We start from the raw sequence: 23,366 nt of genomic DNA, 5'->3' as shown, positions 1-23,366 counted from the left end.
CTCTCATTGGTTCTTTAAAATTCACGGTAACGACAAAAAGTCAATCATTTCGTTTCACGTCTTTAAATTTATTTTAAATTTGCTGCAGACCGATGATTATGACCATTCTTATTTACCTTATTACGTTCATCATTATTGCCCTTGCAATTTTCTATATCCTGGGATACGGATATCTCTTTAACGGAATCTCAAAAACCTACCTAAGAGGAAAGATGAGCGCAAACATTGACGACGGGAAATTGTTTTCCGCCAACCTCATCGCCACAAAAGCGCCGGTACTTTGGGAGAAAGCTCCGGAATACAATAAAAAAGAGCTTCCGAAACATATAGCGGACAATCTTGTCCTTTCAGATACTGCCTCTTTTATTGTGATCAAAGACGGAAAGCTGCTTTATGAACAGTATTGGAAAGGCTATCATGCCCTTTCTACCACCAATTCCTTTTCCATGGCAAAAGCCATAACGGTCATGTTATTAGGAAAAGCCCTGGAAGAAGGAAAGATCGGGAGCATCAATGATCAATTTACAGAGTATTTTCAGGAATTTAAAAACAAAGATTTTGCAGAAAATTTAACGCTGAAACATTTAGCCCAAATGGAATCCGGCCTGGACTGGGACGAAAATTATAAAAATCCTTTTCTGCCGAATGCCAGAGCCTATTACGGAAGAAATCTGATGAAAGCAACCTTTTCAAGGAAATTCAAATCCCGTCCGGGCGAAAGGTTCGAATACCAGAGCGGATCTACCCAGCTTCTTGGATTTGCCGTAAAAAAAGCAGTCGGCCAATCACTGGCCGGATATCTCTCCGAGAAATTCTGGATTCCGATGGGCATGGAGCAAAACGCTACCTGGAGCACCGATGAAAGCGGCATGGAAAAGACCTATTGCTGTATCCATTCCAATGCGCGTGATTTTGCCAAGCTGGGGCAATTGTTTCTGGATAACGGAAAAGCAGGCGACCGGCAAATTCTGAATGCAGATTTTATCAACCTGATGAAAACCCCGACGAAACATTCCGAAGAAATTTACGGCATGGGCTTCTGGATCAATAACGACAACCCGATTAAACATTATTACTTCCTTGGCCTTCAGGGCCAGTATATCATCATGGTTCCGGAGCACAGGATGGTGATCGTAAGAACCGGAAGCTACAATAATCTCCCTAAAACCGACCGGGGAAGACCGGATCAGGTGAGATTTTTAGTAAATGAGACAGTGAAGTTTTTTAGTACAGACAACTGATTCTGATTCTCACGATAAAAGTTGAGAAGAATATTCGGATTTGCCATCTTCAGGATTTTCATTATTCTAAGAGCTTTTTTAGATTTTGATTCAGAAAACTTTCCGTTATTTCTTAATTTTCTGAATTAAAATAAACTCTGTTTATTCTTCATTTTGATACGATGATATCAGTGAATAACGCTGAGCAACAAATACATTGGCTTTCCCAGGATAAAATACCTTAATGTCTTAGTGGTGAAAAATAAAGGATGAATTTAAACAGGCTCTAAATAATCTTCAAGATCACTCCGGATGAACTTATTTACATACAAAACACAAAAACTACCCCGTCAAAATTCTTTGAATTTTTGCCACCCCTCCGGTCCGGAGGAGAATTTGAGGCGCTTACATTAAAGCAACAAAATCTATTGGATCTACGATAATCAGTTCAGCTTTTATCCTCTTTTCATAATTCAGGTAAATACAAATTTTCAAACATAAGACTTTACCTCACCCCATTATTGATCCTGTGTCTTGGCAATCCGATTTCATGAGCCTGCGGATACGGTTTCCGTGAGGTCATGCTGACATCTTCCCGGATCCTGCCGTGTACCTGATAATTTTTTTCCTGTTTAAAGGAATATCTCGGATCGGCAATCATCTGCATTTTCGCCATTTTATGGACGGTAACGGTCGGGAAATGATAATCGATTTCCACCGTTCCCAGCAGCAGGTAGCAGCCGCCGCCCTGGAAATCGTATTCTTTCAGGCTGTCCGGAAAATGGGCGGTATCAAAATACTCTCCGTTCGCATCGATCCATGTTCCGAAATACATCGCTCCTTTTTTCGTCGGCACATGTTTTCTGGAGATCAGGTAAGCCAGCATTTTCACCTGCTGCTTATGGTATTTGGCCAGGTCTTTTACCCATACGGAACCCCGGTATTTCGTCTGAAGCAGATCGAAAGGAGTACATGAAACCGGAAACCCGATGATTTCAATTTCATCAAAAGCATCTTCAAAACATTCTCTTTTCAGCTCCGGGAGCCGGAATTCATGCACAGGTTCCTCAATCAGCATGATTCCGCAGTTTTCAGGCCTGAAATTCACCAACAGCATCCGGGCTTCCACCAGCAGTTCGTTTTTCTGCTTGCCGGTGAAACGGAAAGCACCGATAAAAATTAAGGTCTGAATCGCCTCCACTCCTGCAGCAACACGCCGGATAAAATTTTCCAAAGAGGAATAGTCTCCGTTCTTTTCACGCTCTTCCACCATTTTATTGACCATTTTTGTTTCAAGCCCTTCCAGCAGGCCGAATCCCAGGTAAATATCATTTCCTTTAAGCGTCGTCTGTATTTCACTTGAATTGATGCATGGCAGCTGTATATTCCCACCGGACATTTTTGCTTCATGGATATAGACTTCGGTACGGTAAAACCCGCCCTGGTTATTGATTACCGAAACCATAAATTCCAATGGATAATAGACCTTCAGGTACAGGCTCTGATAGCTTTCCATCGCATAGGAAGCCGAATGTGCCTTGCAGAACGAATAGCCGGCAAAGGATTCGATCTGCCGGAAGGCTTCAGCAGTAAGTGCTTCAGAATGTCCTTCTTTCTTACATTTTTCAAAAAAATTAGCCTTTACTTCCTGTAGTTTTTCTATTGACCTTCCTTTTCCGCTCATGGCTCTGCGGAGCGTATCTGCATCTGCCAGGGATACGCCTCCGAAATACTGGGCAATTTTAATAACGTCTTCCTGATAAACCATGATTCCGTAAGTCTCTTTCAGGTTTTCTTCAAATACTGGATGGAAATATTCAAACTGATCGGGATGATTATGCCTGAAGATATATTCTCGCATCATCCCGCTTTGGGCCACCCCGGGGCGGATAATGGAAGAAGCGGCAACCAGGATCCGGTAATTATCGCATTTCAACCTTCGGAGCAGGCCGCGCATTGCCGGGGATTCGATATAAAAGCAGCCGATGGTATTCCCTACCGCCAGGTATTCATTGGCTTTCGGTTCATTTTTAGAAATACGGGTATCGCGGATATCAACGTCAATGCCCCGGGTTTTCTTAATGAGCGCCACCGTATCGTTAATGGTACCCAATCCGCGCTGGGAAAGGATGTCCAACTTTTCAAGCCGCATGTCTTCTGCCGTATCCATATCGAACTGCGCGATCGGAAAACCTTTGGGCGGCATTTCCAATGTGGTAAAATTGGTAATCGGTTCTTCAGAGATCAGAATTCCACAGGCGTGCATGCTGCGCTGATTCGGAAATTTTTCCATTAAAGCGCCATATCGGTGAACATGCTTGACGATGGAATTCACGTCATGTTTTTCAACAGGGTCATTCGCCAGGCTGTCCAGTTCTTCTTTCGGGAGTCCGAAAACCTTACCTACCTCCCGGAAAATCGATTTGTATTTAAACTGAACATTCGTCCCGCAAAAAGCGACATGCTCTCTCCCGTATCTTTTAAAAATATATTCCAGAATCGTATCCCTGTCCTGCCAGCTCCAGTCGACGTCAAAATCAGGGGGTGAATTCCGGTTCAGATTCAGGAAGCGCTCAAAATAAAGATCAAGCTCAAGCGGACAAATATCGGTAATACCCAAACAATAACTGACAATAGAATTCGCCCCGCTTCCCCTTCCCACATGCATCAGTCCTATACGGTTGCTGTACCGGGCGATGTCCCAGGTGATCAGGAAATAAGAGCAGAAATTACTTTCATCAATGACTTGCAGCTCCCGTTCCACTCTTTCCCTGGCCTTTTTATTACCAGTCCCGTATCTTTTCTCAAGCCCAAGATACGCCAGCCTGGTCAGCATCTTCAGGTCGGAAGCTTTTGACCTTGTATAATGCTGCCGGTTACGGACTTTTTTGAAATCAAATTCAAAGCTGCAGGTATCAAGAAGCTTTTGGGTATTTCTGATGATCTCGGGATAAAACTGAAAGTCTTCGGTGAGTTCTCTTTCAGACTTAAAATATTCGGATTTGCGGCAGATATCATGTTCGGAGAGTTTGGACAGCAAAGTATTGTTATCGATCGCCCGAAGGATCATGTGGAGATTGTATTCTTTCTGGGAAATGAAAGTTACCGGCTGGAGAATCACCATTCGGTCCATAAGTTTGTTCAGCTCAGGCCGTACCAGAAAATTCAGCTCTTCTTCCCGGATGCCGATATATTCGTTGTCTTTAAGCTGTTTCGGAATGTTCTGCAACGGGTAAACCACCCATACCTTTTCAAAACCGGGAGCGGTTTCCGAAAGTTCCGTCCCGTCACAGTTGTGGGCGGTCATCATCCGGTTGATCTCCCCGATCCCGGAAAATTCCCGGGCAATAGCGATATACAGCAACCGGTTGTCTTTCCTGATCTCCATCCCGGCAATAGGTTTTATTCCTGCGTTATTGCATTGCTTTTTAAAATCATAAATCGCCGTGACGGTATTGATATCGGTAAGCGCCAACGTTTTGATGCCCAAGGCCTGGGCTTTCTGCACGAGTTCTGTTACGGAAAGGGTGCCGTAACGCAGGCTGTGGAAGGAATGGCAATTGAGGTACATAACAAAAAAGATTAAAGGGTTGTTTTATTTTCTAAATCGAATCCCGAAGCCCTGCCGACAGCATCCGCTCCGAAACGGTTTTTAAGGTAATCCATGGTCTGGTACAAATTCATCTGTTCTTCGGTATCTTCAAAAAGGTTCATCTGGTGGTTTCCGTGGACCAGGTCGGTAAACCGGATACCCATCAGGCGGATCCGCATCCTGCGGGTATACAGCCGGCTGAAAAGTTCCAGGGCAACTCTGGATAAGGTATGGTCTGCCGAAGTGTAAGCCAACCGGCTCTGCTTGGTTTCAGTATCAAAGTTGGCATACCGGATCTTCACAACGACCGTCGACGTCAGCCATTTTTCCTGCCTCAGCCGGTAAGCCAGCTTTTCCGACATTCCGGTAAGGATTCTTCTTAATTCGGGGACATCCATCGTATCTGTTGAAAACGTATGTTCTGTAGAAATGGATTTGCGATCGGAATATGGGATTACCGGATTTTCGTCGATGCCATTGGCTTTTTTCCACAGTTCTTTGCCGTTGTTCCCGATCATCTGCTGAAGGACCAGGACGGGCATTTCTGATAAGGTCTGAATCGTACGAACACCTACCCGTGAGAGCAGCTGGAAAGTTTTATCGCCGACCATCGGAATCTTTCTGATGGACAGCGGGTTTAAAAACGGCCGGATCTGCGTTTCCCGGATTTCCATTTTCCCGAAAGGCTTGGCTTCTCCGGTTCCGATTTTGGAAACGGTCTTGTTGGCGGACAGAGCAAAGCTTATGGGAAGGCCGGTTTCTTTTTTCACAGACGCTACGATTTCCTGGGTCCACTGATAGCAGCCGAAAAATTTATCCATCCCGGAAAGATCCAGGTAAAATTCATCGATGCTTGCCTTCTCCATCACCGGTACCTTTTCCCTGATAATATCCGTTACAGTGTGGGACAGATTTGAGTACAGCTCATAATCCCCTTTGATGATCTTCGCCTCCGGGCAAAGCCGCAGTGCCATCCGGATCGGCATGGCAGACCGCACCCCGAACTGACGGGCTTCATAGGAACATGACGCGACCACCCCACGGTCCCCTCCTCCGACAATAAGAGGAATACCGTCAAGCTGAGAGTTATTCAGCCTCTCACAGGATACAAAAAATGAATCCAGATCCATATGTACAATCGCTCGGTCCACGTGACAAAATTAGTTACGTTTTTAAACAAAATTTGTATTTTTGTTGTTACAAATTATAACAATGTCAATTTTTTCAGATAACATCAGGTTTTTAAGAGGTAAAAAAGCGATTACCCAACAGGATTTGGCAGATACCCTAATCATTACCCGGTCGCGGTATGTTTCTTACGAAGACGGCCGATCGGAGCCGCCGATTGAAGTATTGATGAAGATTTCCAAGTTTTTCAATGTCAGCATTGATCTTCTGGTGTCAGTGGATATCCGGAAATATCCGCTGGAGGAAATCTTAAGGCTGCCGGACAACCGGATTGTTCTGCCGGTGGTGGTGGATCGATTGGGGAACAACAGCATTGAGATTGTTCCGCAAAAAGCGTCGATGGGCTATCTGTCCGGCTACAGCGATCCCGAGTACATTGAAAGTTTACAGCGAATCTCGCTTCCTTTTCTGGTAAACGGAAAGTACCGGGCTTTTCCTGCCAAGGGAGATTCGATGCCGCCGTTTAAGGACGGTTCATACATTATCGGAAAATATGTGGAAGATATTGAAGATTTGAAACCCAATAAAAGTTATGTTTTTGTTACCCTGAACGACGGGATTTCCTATAAAAGACTGAAAGTAAAGAAGAAAAAATCAATTACCGTGGCCGCTGACAATTCGTTCTATCAGCCTTATGAGATCCCGTTGGGTGAAATTGTAGAAATCTGGCAGTATGCTTCAGGAATCTTCCCGGAAGATTTTGAGCCGGATCATATAGAAAATTATAATTTAAAGGATATGTTTCTGGAACTAAGAAGTGATATCAAAAAGCTGAATGACAAAATTTCCGGATAGCATATTCACTTGTTGTATTCCGGATGATTTATAATTTATATTTCTCATTTTTAGTTTGTTCATATTAAATTTGATTAAATTGATCATAATAAATAATTATGCGTCAAGTTTTGTCGCACCCCGCATCTACCTTTGTATTCCAGAACACTAACACATTGAGAATATGGACAAAGTAACTTTACAAAGAATTGAAAAACTTCATCCTTCGGTAAGAGCGGAAGTAAAACAGATGATTAAAGAATGCGACGAGGCCCTTACCGGAAGGGTAAAGGTGAGAATCACCCAAGGCCTGCGAAGTTTTGAAGAACAGGAAAAACTATACGCCATCGGAAGGATTACCACCGGGAAAAAAGTAACCAACGCCAAAGCCGGGCAAAGCATCCACAATTATGGATTAGCAGTTGATATCTGCCTGATGATCGACGGAAAAACCGCCAGCTGGGACACAGCAAAAGACTGGGACAATGATAAAGTAGCCGACTGGTACGAATGCGTAAAAATTTTCGCCAGACATGGCTGGGACTGGGGTGGAAACTGGAAAACGTTCAAAGACCTTCCCCATTTTGAAAAGAAAAATATCATAACGGCAAAAGGTACCGTGAAAACCAGCTGGCGGACTCTGCTGAAAATGAAAATGGATAAAGACGGCTATGTAATCCTTTAACTTAATCAAAAGGAAAGCTTGATTCAAATTAAAATATCCCTATTTAAAGCCAGACATCAACTTCGAAATTTTCACGAATTTTATGATCAGACTTATAAATTACTGCTCATTAATATTCAATATTGCAAACACTGAAATAAATTCTCTATTGGGAGAATTTAATTTTTAATGCGACGAGTTTTGTCGCTTTACCATCCTACCTTTGCTTCAGAAGAAACACCAACACAGCTTCATACCACGAGATAAAACCAATAGTTATTCTATAACGCTATTGGTTTTACTTGTCTAAAGTTGTCTGATGTTTCATCGGAAAAAGCGAAAAATCATATGAAAAAGACAACCTTACTTTCTTTGGACGGGGGCGGAATCAGGGGGATTATTACCTGCATCATTCTGCGCTATATAGAAGAGCAGCTCCAGTTGTACGATAAGCCGGGCGCCAGACTCGGCGACTATTTCGACTTTGTTGCGGGAAGCAGCACGGGAGGACTGATCGCGTCTATTATTTTATGTCCCGATGAACACCGTAAAGCAAAATATTCCATCCAAAAGGGATTGGAATTGTATGCTGAAAAAGGTGGCGACATATTCCAGGTTTCTTTTTGGGAACGTTTGGTAAATCCTTTCGGATTGCTGAACGAAAAAATCTCCCAGGAAGCACTGGAAAAGAACCTGAACGACTTTTTTGGAAATTTGGAATTAAAAGAACTGATTAAACCCTGCTTAATTACAAGCTATGATATAGAAAACAGAAGGGCCAAATTATTCAATTCCTGGAAAGCCAATCTGAGCACCGATAATTTTTATGTCAAAGACGTCTGCAGGGCTACTTCGGCAGCTCCTACGTATTTCAGCCCGGTACAGATCAAATCCATGTACGGACAGATTTTCAGCCTGATCGACGGCGGGATGTTTGCCAATAATCCGGCACTCTGCGCCTATGCCGAAGCCCGGAAAATCCCTTTTGCAGAAGTATTGAAAAACCATCAGAAAGCCAATATGCCGACTGTTAACGATATGCTTATCATCTCAATAGGAACCGGAATCGAGGCTAAGCCATATTCTTTCAGAAAAATGCAGAAATCCGGAAAGCTGGGCTGGGTAAACCCTATTATTGACATCTTGATGTCTGCCAATGCCGAAACGGTGGATTACCAGCTTTGCCAGATGTTTCAGACTTTAGGAATGAGAAATCAGAAAAATTATTACCGACTGAATCCGTCATTGAAAAATGCCTCTCCTGCTATGGATAATGTCAGAAGATCCAACATCGAAGGCCTGATCCAGGCCGGACTATGTTATATTGATGACAACAGGGAAACTTTGAACCAGATTGTACAGAAATTAATTAAGAACAAAATATAAGCTTTTAAACTTATAATTATCCAGTATAAGCTTTTTTAATTATATTTTTTATTAATCCTATGAAATAACAGATGAGGCCACACTGCAGACTCTTATGAGAATCTTATTTTCATTTCAGGTTATTTTATGGCATATGCTTTTTATTAATTTCAATCTTCCTATTACAAAACACGGCATATATATTTATCTATTAAACATGTTTAGTCTCAGGAATCACAGTGATGAAGGCTACAGTGATCGTTTTTTTTCCTTGTCAGAAAATATATAAAAAGAAATTTTTATTTTTTTTCAAATTAAAAAATAATACGTCAAGTTTTGACGTCGGCAGCCTATACCTTTGAAACATAAAATAAAAGCAAACAAATTAAAACCTGATAACTTTTGAATTCAAAACCAATTCATCCAGAATTTAAAACCAAAAACCGCAGAAAAAATATGGAAACAAAAAATTGTACTTCAGACGTCACTTTTGATCAAACTCCCTATACCATAGAATGGAGTGATATCGAAAATACTGAGGCAGATTATGACAATTATCTCAACAATCTTAAAAACGTATTCCGGCAGGGTACGAAAATAATATATTCTTAATTCAATTCACGGTTCCGCAGCTGTTCAGCATTCTATTCCCCTCATCCTTTTTATGTCTCATTCTTTGAATTACCATTCACAAAGTGCCAGACAACCGGAACCGTTTTTACCTCTGTCATAAAACCCATGAAAAGAAATTATTAATTTTTTTGAAATTAAAAAATAACACGTCAAGTTTTGACGTTGACAGCCTATATCTTTGAAACATAAAAACAAAGGCAAGCAAAATAAAGCCTGATAACCTTGAATATTAAGTGCAGTAAAGCTGTCTCAAATCAATACCAAAAACCTAAGACCATGAAAACACAAATTATTCATCTTAAAACGTATTTCCGCAGAATATTAAAATAAGATATTCTTAAAACAAATTCATTGTTTCGCAGCTGTTCAGGATTCTATTATCCCATCACCTTTTTATGTCTAACCCCTTTGAACCAACATTCACAAAATGCCGGACAGCCGGAACTGTGTCTTAAAATAAATAATTAATATCTCAACTAAAAAAAAATTTATGAAAACAAAACAAGAATTGAAACTCCGTTTCGAAAACGGAGACATCCCTAATCAGAATGATTTCTGGGAATGGCAGGATTCCTATTGGCATAAAGAAGATAAGATTCCGGCTACAGCAATAGATTATGATCTTACAAAAAAGGTTGATGCGGATGCATCCAATTTAACTCCGGAAAATGCTAAGCTTTGGCAAAATAAAATAGAAACTCAGACTTCCATTCAGAATCCCCAACTGAATGGCAATGTATTAACAGTATTCTATACAGGAGAGAATGGTATTCAGCAAAGCAAATCCATAGATTTGGGAGGACTTGTTACCAATGACATCCACATTGAAAACGCAACCTATGATGCTGCCCAAAATATGATTACCATTACCCAAAATAACGGGACTTCTTTCCGGATCAATCTTTCCGAGTTTAGTATTATTACAACTACCAATTCTGATGGAAGTGTTACCCTAACTCAGGAAAGCCAGGAAAAACTTGTTTTGAAAAAAGTAGCTGTTACGGGAAGCTATAATGACCTAACGGATAAGCCAACTTATACCGGCAGCGATAATTTGCAAAACATTATCGACCGGGGCAACGGAACAACCAAACCTATCATTTTCCAGCCGGATCACGGACGCGCAGGTGAAATAGGCTTTAGCCCTACCACCTATTCTTTATGGTTTGGAAACATGAATAAAGACCATACCGGAGTATACGGAGTAGGAATAGGATACGGTACCCTGCAGAATTTAACCACCGGAGCAAGCAATGTTGCTATGGGAAGCTTTGCCGGTACCGGTTTAACAACAGGACAGTGGAATACTCTTGTTGGTGTGAACAGCGGCTATTCTTTAACGACTGGGAGCTACAATGTAATGATGGGAAACGAAACCGGCAAAAATTCTACAATTGCTACCGCATGTACATACATCGGGGATGAAGCTGGATTAAAAAACATTACCGGTAAAAACAATGCCGCTTTGGGAACCGGCGCGGGATACTGGCTTACCAACGGAAGCCAGAATACCTTTGTTGGAGCATTTGCAGGCAATAACCATGGAAAGACTACCGGATCGGGTGCCTGGGGTTTCAACACATTTATCGGGTATAATGCAGCTTCTACTACTCATGCCATGGGCACATGGGGAGACAATAATGTGGTCATTGGCAGTAATGCCCCTTTAGGAGGTTCAGTATCCAATCGTCTTGTTATTGAATCGAATACAACAGCGAGACGCCACGATTTCGTAACACCTCTCATCGGGGGTGACTTTGCTGCCAGAACATTAGATTTTGACGCCGTGGTTTCAGCAAAAAGGACTCCGATGGCAGACAGCAGCTATACAAAAGTAGCCGTTCTGAATGCCGGAAATGTATTCGGGTACAGAAACTTATCCGATTTCACGGCCTTTATTCCCATTACAGGAACTGCTTCGGATGTGCCTATTACCGGGAACATCCGGTTCTCAAATGAAGATCCGACAGAAAGAATTATTTACAGGACCAATGAAATTAACAATGTAAAAAATGCATTAGGCTTATTTTCTGATTCTGTCATGATGTTTTCAGGAAATCCCGACGGAACGCAAACCTGCAGTGTGGATGTAAGCAAAAATAACGGCATTCTTGCACTGGCCTATGGCACCCGTATCACGTTAGACACCAATGGAATTGCTTTAAAACAAACGGACGGTGAAAATACCAAAGGAATTGTTATAGGCTCAAATGCAGATGAACCTGTATTTATTGAGCATCAGGCAGAAAAACCAAGGGGCCTAAGCTCTAAAACCTATTTCGGGGACAGTGCCGAAAAAAACGATTATATTCAGAACCAGTACGCAGACAAACAGCACTCTTACAGTACAACAGAAATAAAAACAGGAGGATTGTGGATCAATGGCAAACCATTGTATAAAAAGACATTACTTACAAATGACATCCCAAGAAATGGTGAAATTCCGCTTGACAAGCTTTTTGAAGAACTGGAAATAATTGTTTCCAATCAGATGTTCACAGAATCTTCTTCATTAAATGTAAGTTTTGCAGGAAATCAGTGGAGATCAAAAATATTTATTACGTTAGAAAAAAGTCTTGTAAAATTTGAAATGGCCAATACGCCGGATTATGATTATTCACAGATCGATTCATTTATGCTGACTCTGGAATACACTAAGAAAATTGACAGTTCAGTAGTATAGGCGTTTATTGAAGTTTAATACAATCAAAATAAACAGATTAGAAATTTTACTTCAGACAAGATGAAATAAATGCTATAATTAAATTTCGCAAAATATTATATTTTGCGGAGTTTTAATAATAATGTGATTTCCATCATAAGGTTCTATATCCGTTTAATTTCCTTTAATATTTTGAATTACCACTGCTAATTTTTTAACAAAAATAAAATACGTCAAGTTTTGACGTCAGCAGCCTATATCTTTGAAGCATAAAACAAAAGCAAATAAAACCTAATAACTAAATTCAATATTATAAGTGCAGAAAATCTTTCTTACATCAACACCAAAAGAACACATGAAAACAAAAATCATCACAATCCTGAAAACGCATTCCGAAAGGCTGCGCAGATAACAGATCCCTAAAAAAATATACAGTTCCGCAGCGGTCCTGCATTTTACTTCCCAGTATTCTTTAATGTCTCACTCCTTTGAACCACCATTTACAAAATGCTGGACAGCCGGAATTGTGTCTTAAAATAAATAATTAACATCTCAACTAACAAACAAGATTTATGAAAACAAAACAAGAATTGAAACTCCGGTTTGAAAACGGAGATATTCCCAATCAGAATGATTTTTGGGAATGGCAGGATTCTTATTTTCACAAAGAAGATAAGATACCTGCAGGCACCCTCGATTATGACTTCAGCAAAAAAGCCGATCTGGTGGACGGTAAAATACCGGCTTCCCAGCTTCCCAGCTATGTGGATGATGTCCTGGAATATAATCTTTTATCCGACTTTCCCAAAGCAGGGGAATCAGGAAAGATTTATATTGAAATACGTACCGGCAAGCAATTCCGATGGAGTGGCGAAAGGTATATCCAGATTATAGACACCTCTGCATTTCAGGATCTGCTTCTTGCCAAGCTCGATAAGCCGACCGAAACTCTTAATAAAGCGGAAAGCAGGCACTTCATTCCGCTGCTGGAACCTGACAATTCAACGAAAAAGGTTCCGGTCAACGATCTGAAAAAGGATTTTTTCATTACGGCTTCTACCTTTCTTACCGAAGAAGAAAAGATCAACTGGAGAACCCAGATGAATGGCGGATGGACCACCAATACCATGAGTGTGGCTTATATCGTCCCGCCTATCATCGATCAGACTGATAAGAATACCTGGTTTACCCTGAAAGGAACCGGACTGAACCTGAATCCGGCTAATTTCTCAATCAGCCTGATGACTGCGACAGGAGATCTGTTATTAATTGTTCCCAATTCCCAGGTACAGCTGTTTCAGAACGGAACGGATCTTATTTTCTATTACAACTGCAGCAGTTTAGCCGAAGGTGAATATAAAATAATGATTTCAAACGGCGTCGCATCTTACATTACAAGCTCCACAGTCACCGTAAGCAACAGATTGTCTCAGGTAGATTTATCAGCGACGCAGTGGGACAGGAAATTGTATAACGATGCAGACAGCAAGTCCATATACGGGCGTGGAAACACTGGTGTTTTTTCCACAGATCCGAATGTAAAACCTCTCGAGAGGGACAATACCTTTATTGCTTCCCTTATTACCAAACCTCTGATTAAGGAGAATCAGGATTTTATTCTGAGAGGTTCTTTTAATCTGAATATTTATAATTTAGATTATACAGGAACTCCGGAATATTATTTCGGATTAACAACTGCAGACACTGTTCCGGAACTTTCCAATCAGGCCTTCCCCGTGATAAGAATGGGTTACGCAGCTGGTGCAATAAAGTGGTACTGTCAATTAAATGAGTCTAGTTTGGGATATGCTACAAATTATTATAGTAGTGCTGTACAGGGAAATTTCAGTTTTATCAGGAAAGGCAATACCCTTTTCTCTTCTGTTACCCTGAATACAGGAACTTTTACACAAATAGGAAACATAACACAGAAAGCTTTAAAATTCGGCATGTTCTGTCAAAATAACGGCTCTAAGACCGATGTATCGGCAGTCATGCAGGAGCTTATCATTCTTTAATCTTACCAAAAATTTATTAATATGACAACTAACAACAAACAAAACAATTCACAAACCCTTTTCAGGTTTGTAAGCTTAAGAAACCCACAACTCACGGAGACCAAGGATAAAAACCTGGGATTCATTCATAGAAAAGACGGCCTGACAGGTATTTTCGATTCTGTGGTGGCTGCTGATTCAAGCACATCTGCTACTGTGAAATTCAGCCTGATGGAAAAAGAAGCACGGGCTTTCTCTGTATTAGCCTTTAAAAATGAAAGTGTCCTTGAAAATGATCCTGTTTACAAAAATGCTTTGAAAGTCGGCCGTAAAATTTCAAAAAACGAACTGTTAACACCTGCTGACGAAAGCTTAGCGATATCAGCTTATGAAAATACGGATGATGCCGCACTTGCAAAATTATGGAACAACCTGATTTACCAGGTGGTTACCCAAAAGGATTTTTACGTTAAAGAAGCCATTATCCATGTCCTGAAAGCACTTCATTTCGGATTTGTCTGTAAACTGCAACCTACGGATGAATATCTGAAAATCAACGGCGCGGATTTAAAAGCAAAAGCATTGGAAGCCAAAGTCGTATTGCCTCTTACCCTCTTTGGGGATGGCGCTACTCAAAGCAGTTCTGTTAACGGCAATTCTTTCCAGGTGGATTCATCAGCCGTTGGCACCGGGATCATAGGAAATGACCAGCTGCCTGCAGCCATACAGCAACAGCTTAAAACAGCCGGAGAAGAGATCTTCGAAACTTCCGTTCTGGAATTACAGAAGAATGAATTGATTCAATTGAAACTTGAACTTGAAAAAATTCAAAAAACTTTTTACAAATTAAAAGCAAAACAACAGGATGCAGCCTATCAGATTTACAGAGGCCGATATCAGTCTCAGATTGATGAATATCAAGCCGCGCTCGACAGAATAGAAGCACAGATTCATGAAGGGATGTCCCAGGAAGAAATCGATGCTTTGTATGCTACACTTCAGGAACCTTCCATCCCTCTTTTTAAGTTTGAATATAGGAATGAACTGAACTTTGAAGACCTGGCCTCAAAACTTTCACCGGCATTATTTTCTTTATTTGTTGAGAAATTCGCCTCCGTTAATGATGGCAAATCGGAAAAAGCAGAGTTAGACCTTTCGAAAATTGTAATTGTATCGGATAAAAAAATCCTGGTTGACGAAGTTCCTGTTCTGATCACGGATGAATACGATACTTTCGCTGAAGTGTATGAAAAAATAGATGAAGACCTTTCTTCCAAATCCGAAGTACTGCTTGCAAAGTCACCTGCAGCAGGCCAGGAATTCGCAAGGATTGGAAACGTGCTTGTTCCTTTGGCAAAGACTACCTATACCGAAGTTTCCGGTACTTATTATTTAAAAGTTTATAATAGAAGAACCCTGTTTATCAACCATAACTTTTTAACATTTTATTACAATACTGACAGTTCGGCTTTAGGCTTACTTTCAGCGAATGTACAGATGGCCGGGGCAGGACAAAATTTTTCAAAAGATATCCCTGCTATCGACGTTGTTGATGGAAAGGTAATCTTCCCTGTAGTAATTGGCAATTTAAAAGCCGTCTCAGACATAAAGATTACTTTATATTTTAAAAATGGCGAATATACGGTTATCACCCACAGCAATGTTACAGCTGATGAAACATACACCGGAAAATTTTCATTCAGAACAAAAACGGAAGAACCTGATAATCCCGGCGACGGAACAGATAATCCGGGAGAAGGAGGAACCACTCCTGAAACAGGCTCAGATCCTAAAACAGTAACGTTAAGCCGCAAAAACTTCGGTATCAAACGATTAGGGGTAGCCGATTATATGAAGGTGGTACAAAGCACCCATGCCTATGTTCCCGGAGAAGTTACCCACATTGAGAATGTGATGGCCAAAGAGTTCAAGCAAAAATCCACACGAAGACTCAGAAGAAGCGAAATACAGACCACCACTTCAAAATCTACCGAAAGAGAGAACCTGAATGACACGACTTCAACCACAAGAAATGATATGCAGTCTGAAGTAGCCAATGTTATTCAGAGTCAGATAAACGCCGAGGCTCATTTCAGATATGGAGGTGGTGATATGCCGTTTGAAGTAGGCGGCAGCTTTGCCACAAGCAATGCAAAAGAGACCAGTACCCGCCAGGCGGTTGCCAAATCCCAGGAAATCACCGAAAAGGCCACGGAAAGAATTTTCACCAAAGTGGCAGAAGAAAGGATCGAAAAAATCATCGAGGAATTCGAAGAAAACAATGCACACGGCTTCGACAACAGAAATGGTGACAAACATGTAGTAGGCATTTACCGATGGGTCGATAAGAAAATGAAGAACCAGATCTACAATTATGGAATCCGTACCATGTTTGAATTTATGATTCCTGAACCGGCAAAACTTCACCGTCTGGCTACCTTTGCTACAAAAGAGACGCTGAAAGCCCCTGTTGACCCGAGAAAATCCAAAGACCGCTGGGAAATGCAGGATCCGAAATCAGCCACCAACGATCAACTGCAGTATTGGGCAAATTATTATGGGGTAACTTTAACCAAACTGCCGGAATCCAACATCCTTTATACGGCAGAAACCGGACCGCAGAACCTTAATGACAGCGCTTCACCAAGAACATTAACCCTTATGATTCCGGATAATTATAAAGGATACGAAGCAACCATCACGTATGCATTTTACAACCGGTTCAAGAAGAATTCTTCCCAACTTACCCTGGATAATTTACAGGGAGGCCTCTTACCGCCTTTTGTAAACCCGAATAAGCAAGGCTGGTACCGAAGTAATCATACCATTACCGGCATCAATGTCGTAGGAAATTACGCGATGCAGTATGCCGGCAGCAACGGGACGACCGATATGTCATTTGTCGTAAAAATAAAATGTACCCTGTCGGATGCCTACATGGCTTCCTGGAAGCAGGAAAATTTTGATCTGATTATTAAGGCTTACGAGGATGCTAATGAGGCATTTCTTACCAAACAGAAAGAAGCGGACGAAAAGGCAAAAGAGGAAGAAACGGCAAACAAAGAAAAAGTATCCAACTTCTACCGTGATATGGAGCGGGTGATTATCAAGCACAACTGTATCGCTTATCTGCTTCAGGATTATCTTAATAATAATACCTTAGGCCAGACGCTGACCAATAAGAAACAGACCATGAAGGAGTTCAGCGTACTCCTGGGTGAAAACCTCGACCAGTACACGGCTTTGGCTAAATTCCTGGAACAGGCGTTTGAATGGACCATTATGGATTACTCCTTCTATCCGTATTATTGGGCAGACCGCGATGAATGGCAGACCATGTATCTGTCGGAAAGCACCGATCCTTTATTCAGAAGCTTCCTGCAGGCCGGGATGGCAAGAGTGGTGGTCACCGTAAACCCGGGATTTGAAGACGCCGTACAGTTCTTCATGGCTACCGGAAAAGTCTGGAACGGCGGTGAAGTGCCTGTAATCGGAGATCCGATGTACATGAGCATTGTTGATGAAATGCGCCAGCCTATGGGCGTAAAGCAGGGTAAAGCGTGGATCACCACCCTACCGACATCGCTCAATATCTTACAGAAGGATGGTGCAGGATTAGAAACCCTTACTGCATTGCCATTCTCGGAAGAAGACCCGGAGGAATTTGAAGTTCCTGCTGATGTGGTCACAGAAAGCGATTTTGCATTCAGTAATGCACAACTCAATTCCGGGGAAGATAAGTTTATCGACCATATCGAACTGAACGGAGGATTCCTCCAGCTTACCAATGACGAAAATCCGAAAGAAGTGATCGCACAATTGCCTCTGGAGGAACTGAAAAAAGCACTTCAGTAAATTCTGTTTAATCTTAAATAAAAAGGCAGAGTGGACCACTCTGCCTTTTTTATTAATCTTAAAATTTTTAAAATGAAAAATACAGAATACAAAGATGTTTTTGATTTCGGTGAAGAGGCTTTGTCGATGGAGAATAAGTTTTCAACACCCTCATTTCCTTCATTTAAAAATGCTTTTACCCTGGGGGAAAATATACGGGGCATGACTAACGTGAGCCCGCTGGCAACAGTAAAATTTTTCAATCAGACTTCGGATGACCTTCTGACAAAATATTATCCGGATTCAGAAAATGTTCAAAAAGGGAATACCAATGTAATTACTGATGCAGATATTTCAGACAGTGAACTGAACCGTTTTGAAGAAAATTACTATTTTGACAATAACCATAACGGTAAGTTTGGAGACTCCGGAGATGTATTAGCATTTAAACTTGTGCTTTTCATCTCAGCTGACGGACTTAAAATAAGAGAATCCTATGAAGTTACTGAACCCAAAAATGATGAAGTGATCTTATTTCTTGAAACGGATGGCGGTCTAAGCAAACAAGTCCTTTTTGGAAAAATGTCTGAAAAGGTAAGAAAGCAGTTTACCGATAAAAATGGAAATTTAAAAAGTAATCTTTATGATAATGAAATTCTCAAAGGGGTACGAAAATACTATAAAGATGCCAATCAGGAAGTCATAGAAAAATTAATAAAGAACGGGTATATCGAAGAAAGTATTATTAAAGAAGGTTTCTTTAAAGTGCTGAAATACCTGGGAATTGCTACAAATGCATTACCTAAGATAATAGGCTGGATTTTGGAAAAATTGGGAATCTGGATCGATTACTTAAAAATTGATGAGCAATTCTGGGATACGGAAAATGAGAATTATTTTCTTAAAAAGGAAAATCTTATTGAGAATTTTACCATTTCTACGGAAACCATAAAAAAAATTGAAGAATTATTAAATAATAAAGATGATCTTTCTGTAACAGATTTGATGCCTGAAGCTATAGAAGAAGGCATTCAGTATATTTTATCGAAAACCAAAACCACCATAGAGCAATACAACGAATTTGTAAAAGAAAAAATTGAAGAATTATGTAGCGCTTTTGACAATCCTACAGCTGATTTTATTTTTAAGGACTTAGCCGAAGGATTTGCTTTCTTATGCGGAATCTGGAATGGAGCGGTCGATTTTATTTCAGGCACATTCAAGTTTGCTGCAGCACTCTTGCAGGCTCCTTTCAATATTGTAAACGACTTTCAGACAACACTTGAACTTATTGATAATTTTTGGGATACCATTACCACTAAGATTTTTTGGGTTAATTTATGGGAAAGCACCAAAGAAACATATACTAAAATAAAAAATGAATTAAGCAATCTAGACTACGCAGATTTTAATTGGGTGAAAATTGCTTATTTCACAGGATTTGGTTTAGCCACGATTGCCTCTTTCTTTATACCTGTTGCTCAAATTGCCAACGTTGCAAAAGCCGGAAAAATTGGAGAAATAATTGCTAAATTTACCAGTGAAATCAGTAGTGGTTTTGTAAAAGGGGCAAACATTATCGTGCAGAAATCTGCACAAGCTTTTGAGAACTCCATCAAGATTTTTCGTGAGATGTTAGCATTATTCTCACAGGGCAAAAAGAAACTTACCGCTTTCTTTGAAAATGTCTGGAAAAAGATTGTTAAGTGGCTTAAGAAGAATAGAAAGCTTTTAAGTCCAAGATATGAAAAAGTTGCTGATCTTACAGTAAAGGAATTAGACTGGATGGCTTCCCGAAATATCGGAAATTTAGGTGGTCTTATTTTAAAAGAATCTCAGATTAGAAAACTGCGAGGGATATTAAAAAATAAAGGAATTACTTTAATAGTTGATGGTGATATCAATTCAGTTACAAAATTATTTCAACCAATAGATCAATTTAAATCTTTTGAAGATTTAATATTCTTTATGAAAACAAGCAAGACTCCAAAAGTTGGAATGTTTCATGCTGGAACACAACAAATGATTTTAACTAAAAACTGTACGGAAATTGTTGCCTTCCATGAAATGTGTCACTTAAAACATTTTAAGGAAGTCGGTGAAATCGCATATAAAAGACTTAGCCGGTTAGATAAAGAAATGTACGTTTGGAAGCAAATTCTTGCGAATCGTGGAAAATGGACAGAAGCAGAGCTTAAAGATTCTCTTGATTATATCAATAGAATCAGAACAGAACAATATGGATTGAAACCTATAATAATTAAATAAATATGAAACATACAAAACAAGAAATGTTAATAAAAGCATTAAAAATTTTAAAAGATTTAAATCCTCAATATTTTAAAGACGAAAATCTAAAAAAAATAAGTTATCATGAAAATGATGAATTATCTAGACCAAAAGGTAAAATTGCTAATACATGGGTTGCAATTGTTGACGAACCAATTTTCGATGCAAGTGAATTTCTAACTATTTCAGATGACACAGGAGAGCCGTTATATTATCAAAATGCTAATATGATTATTCATGAGATACAAAAGGATAATAATGGAAATTACTTTTAATTGAAGTTCAGCAGTCATTTCTGACTGCTTTTTTATTAAATTTATCTGTAAAGATCTTATATGGCATATTAGTGATGCACTGCGGGCAGCAACCAGTATTCTCCTGGAAAAAGTAATTCTCCTTATTGAAAAGACAAAGCTCGGCGAGAACAGATGGCAGCCCAAGCCCCCGAAACTGGAAAACGGAGAAACTGATGAAAGCTATACTTACCAGCCTCTGATCTCTTCGGGAAAAGACGGCAACGGTTTGGTAAATTTCAGTGAAATTACCGGTCTTTTAAAGAATATGCTGAAAGAACAGAATGATACGGTCAGGCTGGTGCTGAATATCAAAAAGGATTTCAGGAAAAACAGTCAGCCGAAAGGATTTTTAGAACTGCTGTACAATCTGTATCTGAGCGCGTATGACATTATGTATGATGTCATTACAGGTCTGGATGAAATTTCCGATCTTGACATTCTAAAATATGGAGTCCGGGCTTACAATGCACTCTTATGCGGGGTATGGAACGGACTGGTAGATTCGGTTGCCGGATTATTGGCTATGGTTAAAATGATCTATGACGGCATTACCTTAGGTAAAGATTTTGCGCAGAACATCGAAAAATACCTTCCCACTCTTCTGGAACAGTTTGATGAAGCGGTACAGGCTATTAGAAACATACGTTTCTCCGAAACGGCCAAATATATACATACCAAATTAAAGCAAATAAACCTTACATTTGATCCGGTTGCCTGCTCTTATTTTATCGGATATGCCTTTGGGTTCATCATTTCGCTGATTATTGAAATTATTGTCGGAATATTGGTTAGCGGAGGCGTACTGGATATACCGGTTATCATAGAGAAGCTTGAAGAAGCTATTTTCGGCATCTTTCGGTTGGGTTGGGGATTTGCGAAAGGAGTGGCAAAAAAGGTCAGGACGTTCAGTAAATTTGTGGTGAAGTCTGTTAAAGATTTGATAAAAGGATTTCAGGAGTTACTTAACTTTTTAAAGAAAGGATGGAATGAATTTAAGAGTATTATTGATGATGCGTTTGAAAAATCTGTAAAAATATTAGATGAACAAGCGTCTATTTTCATAAAAAAATTGCCTTCTAATATTGGGAAATTTTTAGATTTATTAACCCAAAATTTCCCTAAAATTCAAAAGAAAATTGTAGATGGTTTGTTGATCCTTGAATTTAAAGGGAATATTTTGGCAAAGATAAGCCCCAAAGGGATTATAACGGAGATAAAATACTTTAGAGAATTAAATAATTATACCTATTTTACAGAACTTAAAAATGTTAAAATAGAGCTCGAAATAATAGATGACTTAGGAAGAAAAACTATTAAAAAGTATGAAGATACAGTAGAAGTGATGAAGAAGGGGAATGATGTGGCTTTTAGGGCTAAGTTTGAGGAAGGTAAAATAAGGGACGCAGAGTATATTAACTATACTTTTGAACGATCAGGAGGTTATAATCCCTTTGCTACTAAACCAACTGACAAATCCAAAGTAATAGATAAGATATTAAAACCGGGAGATGAGTTTTATATTGTAGAATTTAAAGATAGAAGCTTACAGAGAGGAGTTCCCGGTGGTTGGGCATCAAATTATGAAGTGAAAAGCATAAAAGAATTAAGAGAAAAGCTTCAGGTACTTAAAGGATTTAAAGATGAAGCAACAGGAGAATTAGTTGTTAGAAAATATAAAGTAAAAACAGGTAAAGAAGTACCAAGCAGACAGGGTTATATTGGTGATTTGAAAACGAGCATAAATACAGGACCAACACAATGGGAGTTTATTAATGCTTGGGATAGTGATTTTGAAAATATTATTAATAAAATAAATGAAAAAATAATTAAATGATAACATTGTTTAGTGTAAAATATAATTCAACCTGGGATAATGAAAATAAGCCATTACAGTTTTCAGAAGGAAATGTTGACAGACCATTATCTATAAAATGGAAGATACAAGAAACCGATTATGAAATAGTTAGCGATCAGGTCAATTTTATATCTCGTATTTTTGCTTTTCAAGATTTTATAATGGTCTGTTATTCTAAGAATTCAAAAGACCATAGTTTTCCTAACAATCTTGTTATATACAATTTGAAAAAAGAAGTAATTAGGATATTGCCTCCACCAATTCCTATAAATTGGGACAAAATTTCCCCAGTTTATTCAATTGGTGAAATAAAAGAAATTGATGGAGAAAAATATATAGCTGTATATATAGATACAGACAATTATTTTAGCAGAGAACAAGGTGTGATCGGATTTATAGAAATTAGATGGCTAAGCTTAAACACTTTCGAATACCACCCGACAGAACATACTCTTATAAAAGATTATGGAAGATAGGTCACAGTCCATTTTTTAGGGAGTTTATATACAAATAATCAATACTTGTTTTTATTCTTACTAAGTAAACGACCAAAGCTAATTTTTTATCTGGAATCCGTCTAACTGTGGCGGATTCTTGATATATACTGTTTTTCATTTAGCTGATTACTGAAATTATTATCAAATACCGGTTAACGGCAAATGATTTATGACTGCCCGGAGGAAAGCTATCTAAAGGTTATTCGGAGACTATTATGGATGCAATTAAAAAAGTGGATTAAAGAAATTAGTTTAAATTTAAAGTAAAAATATGCAAGTATTAATAAAAAGAAACTGGCAATATATTTTATATAAGGAGAACCAAAAGTATTTCCTGGAAGTTATTTGCGGAGGTGCAGCAATGTTCGAATTAAAAATAGCACTGAATAGCGAAGAGATAAATGATTATTTATCTGATGGAGAAATATTTATAGATAAATTAGCGGAAAAAATCAGAAATTCTCCGGGCGAATATTTAGCTAGAAAAGCTGAATAGTAAT

Annotated in this window: 15 protein-coding genes; 13 read left to right on the top strand and 2 right to left on the bottom strand. The window is 39.4% G+C overall.

Features of this window, described 5'->3' with window-relative positions:
- Positions 1-98 precede the first annotated feature (98 nt).
- Positions 99-1,241 carry a serine hydrolase domain-containing protein gene (locus FY557_RS15455; RefSeq protein ID WP_149248143.1) on the top strand — a complete coding sequence of 381 codons (1,143 nt, stop codon included), beginning with the start codon at positions 99-101 and terminating at the stop codon, positions 1,239-1,241.
- A 484-nt stretch (positions 1,242-1,725) separates the two neighbouring features.
- Here the strand turns inward: FY557_RS15455 and FY557_RS15450 are convergent, their stop codons facing one another.
- On the bottom strand, positions 1,726-4,791 hold the full coding sequence (locus FY557_RS15450; RefSeq protein WP_149248142.1) for a DNA polymerase III subunit alpha: 3,066 nt from the start codon (positions 4,789-4,791) through the stop codon (positions 1,726-1,728).
- Positions 4,792-4,802: 11 nt separating this feature from the next.
- A complete protein-coding gene (gene dinB, locus FY557_RS15445) occupies positions 4,803-5,963 on the bottom strand; it encodes a DNA polymerase IV (protein WP_149248141.1) in 1,161 nt (386 codons plus the stop codon).
- Positions 5,964-6,024: 61 nt separating this feature from the next.
- On the opposite strand from dinB, the gene FY557_RS15440 reads away from it, so the two are divergent.
- From FY557_RS15440 to FY557_RS15390, 12 genes are all read left to right on the top strand, one after another.
- Positions 6,025-6,795 carry an XRE family transcriptional regulator gene (locus FY557_RS15440; protein WP_149248140.1) on the top strand — a complete coding sequence of 257 codons (771 nt, stop codon included), beginning with the start codon at positions 6,025-6,027 and terminating at the stop codon, positions 6,793-6,795.
- Between the two features lie 163 nt (positions 6,796-6,958).
- On the top strand, positions 6,959-7,459 hold the full coding sequence (locus FY557_RS15435; protein ID WP_149248139.1) for a M15 family metallopeptidase: 501 nt from the start codon (positions 6,959-6,961) through the stop codon (positions 7,457-7,459).
- Positions 7,460-7,786: 327 nt separating this feature from the next.
- Positions 7,787-8,824 carry a patatin-like phospholipase family protein gene (locus tag FY557_RS15430; RefSeq protein ID WP_149248138.1) on the top strand — a complete coding sequence of 346 codons (1,038 nt, stop codon included), beginning with the start codon at positions 7,787-7,789 and terminating at the stop codon, positions 8,822-8,824.
- A 435-nt stretch (positions 8,825-9,259) separates the two neighbouring features.
- Complete coding sequence (locus tag FY557_RS20165) at positions 9,260-9,415, top strand: hypothetical protein (RefSeq protein WP_185151742.1); 156 nt, start codon at positions 9,260-9,262, stop codon at positions 9,413-9,415.
- Positions 9,416-9,926: 511 nt separating this feature from the next.
- Positions 9,927-12,119, top strand: coding sequence for a hypothetical protein (locus tag FY557_RS15425; RefSeq protein WP_149248137.1), 2,193 nt, complete (start codon positions 9,927-9,929; stop codon positions 12,117-12,119).
- A 551-nt stretch (positions 12,120-12,670) separates the two neighbouring features.
- On the top strand, positions 12,671-14,116 hold the full coding sequence (locus FY557_RS15420) for a hypothetical protein (protein WP_149248136.1): 1,446 nt from the start codon (positions 12,671-12,673) through the stop codon (positions 14,114-14,116).
- 21 nt (positions 14,117-14,137) lie between these two features.
- Positions 14,138-17,950, top strand: coding sequence for a hypothetical protein (locus FY557_RS15415; RefSeq protein WP_149248135.1), 3,813 nt, complete (start codon positions 14,138-14,140; stop codon positions 17,948-17,950).
- Between the two features lie 72 nt (positions 17,951-18,022).
- Complete coding sequence (locus FY557_RS20385; protein ID WP_228451806.1) at positions 18,023-20,197, top strand: zincin-like metallopeptidase toxin domain-containing protein; 2,175 nt, start codon at positions 18,023-18,025, stop codon at positions 20,195-20,197.
- Positions 20,198-20,199: 2 nt separating this feature from the next.
- Positions 20,200-20,493, top strand: coding sequence for a hypothetical protein (locus FY557_RS15405; protein WP_149248134.1), 294 nt, complete (start codon positions 20,200-20,202; stop codon positions 20,491-20,493).
- 286 nt (positions 20,494-20,779) lie between these two features.
- Positions 20,780-22,348: a hypothetical protein gene (locus tag FY557_RS15400; RefSeq protein WP_149248133.1), complete on the top strand. Its 1,569-nt coding sequence runs from the start codon at positions 20,780-20,782 to the stop codon at positions 22,346-22,348.
- On the top strand, positions 22,345-22,845 hold the full coding sequence (locus FY557_RS15395; protein ID WP_149248132.1) for a hypothetical protein: 501 nt from the start codon (positions 22,345-22,347) through the stop codon (positions 22,843-22,845). Before FY557_RS15400 ends, FY557_RS15395 begins: the two co-directional genes overlap by 4 nt.
- Before the next feature lie 292 nt (positions 22,846-23,137).
- Positions 23,138-23,362, top strand: a complete 225-nt coding sequence (locus tag FY557_RS15390; RefSeq protein ID WP_149248131.1) for a hypothetical protein — start codon at positions 23,138-23,140, stop codon at positions 23,360-23,362.
- Positions 23,363-23,366: the final 4 nt, after the last annotated feature.

It is taken from the genome of Chryseobacterium sp. SN22, from assembly GCF_008329705.1.
In the GTDB taxonomy this organism is placed as follows: Bacteria; Bacteroidota; Bacteroidia; order Flavobacteriales; family Weeksellaceae; genus Chryseobacterium.
Note: the sequence above shows the minus strand (reverse complement) of the source record. Positions and strands in the feature narration are given on the sequence as shown.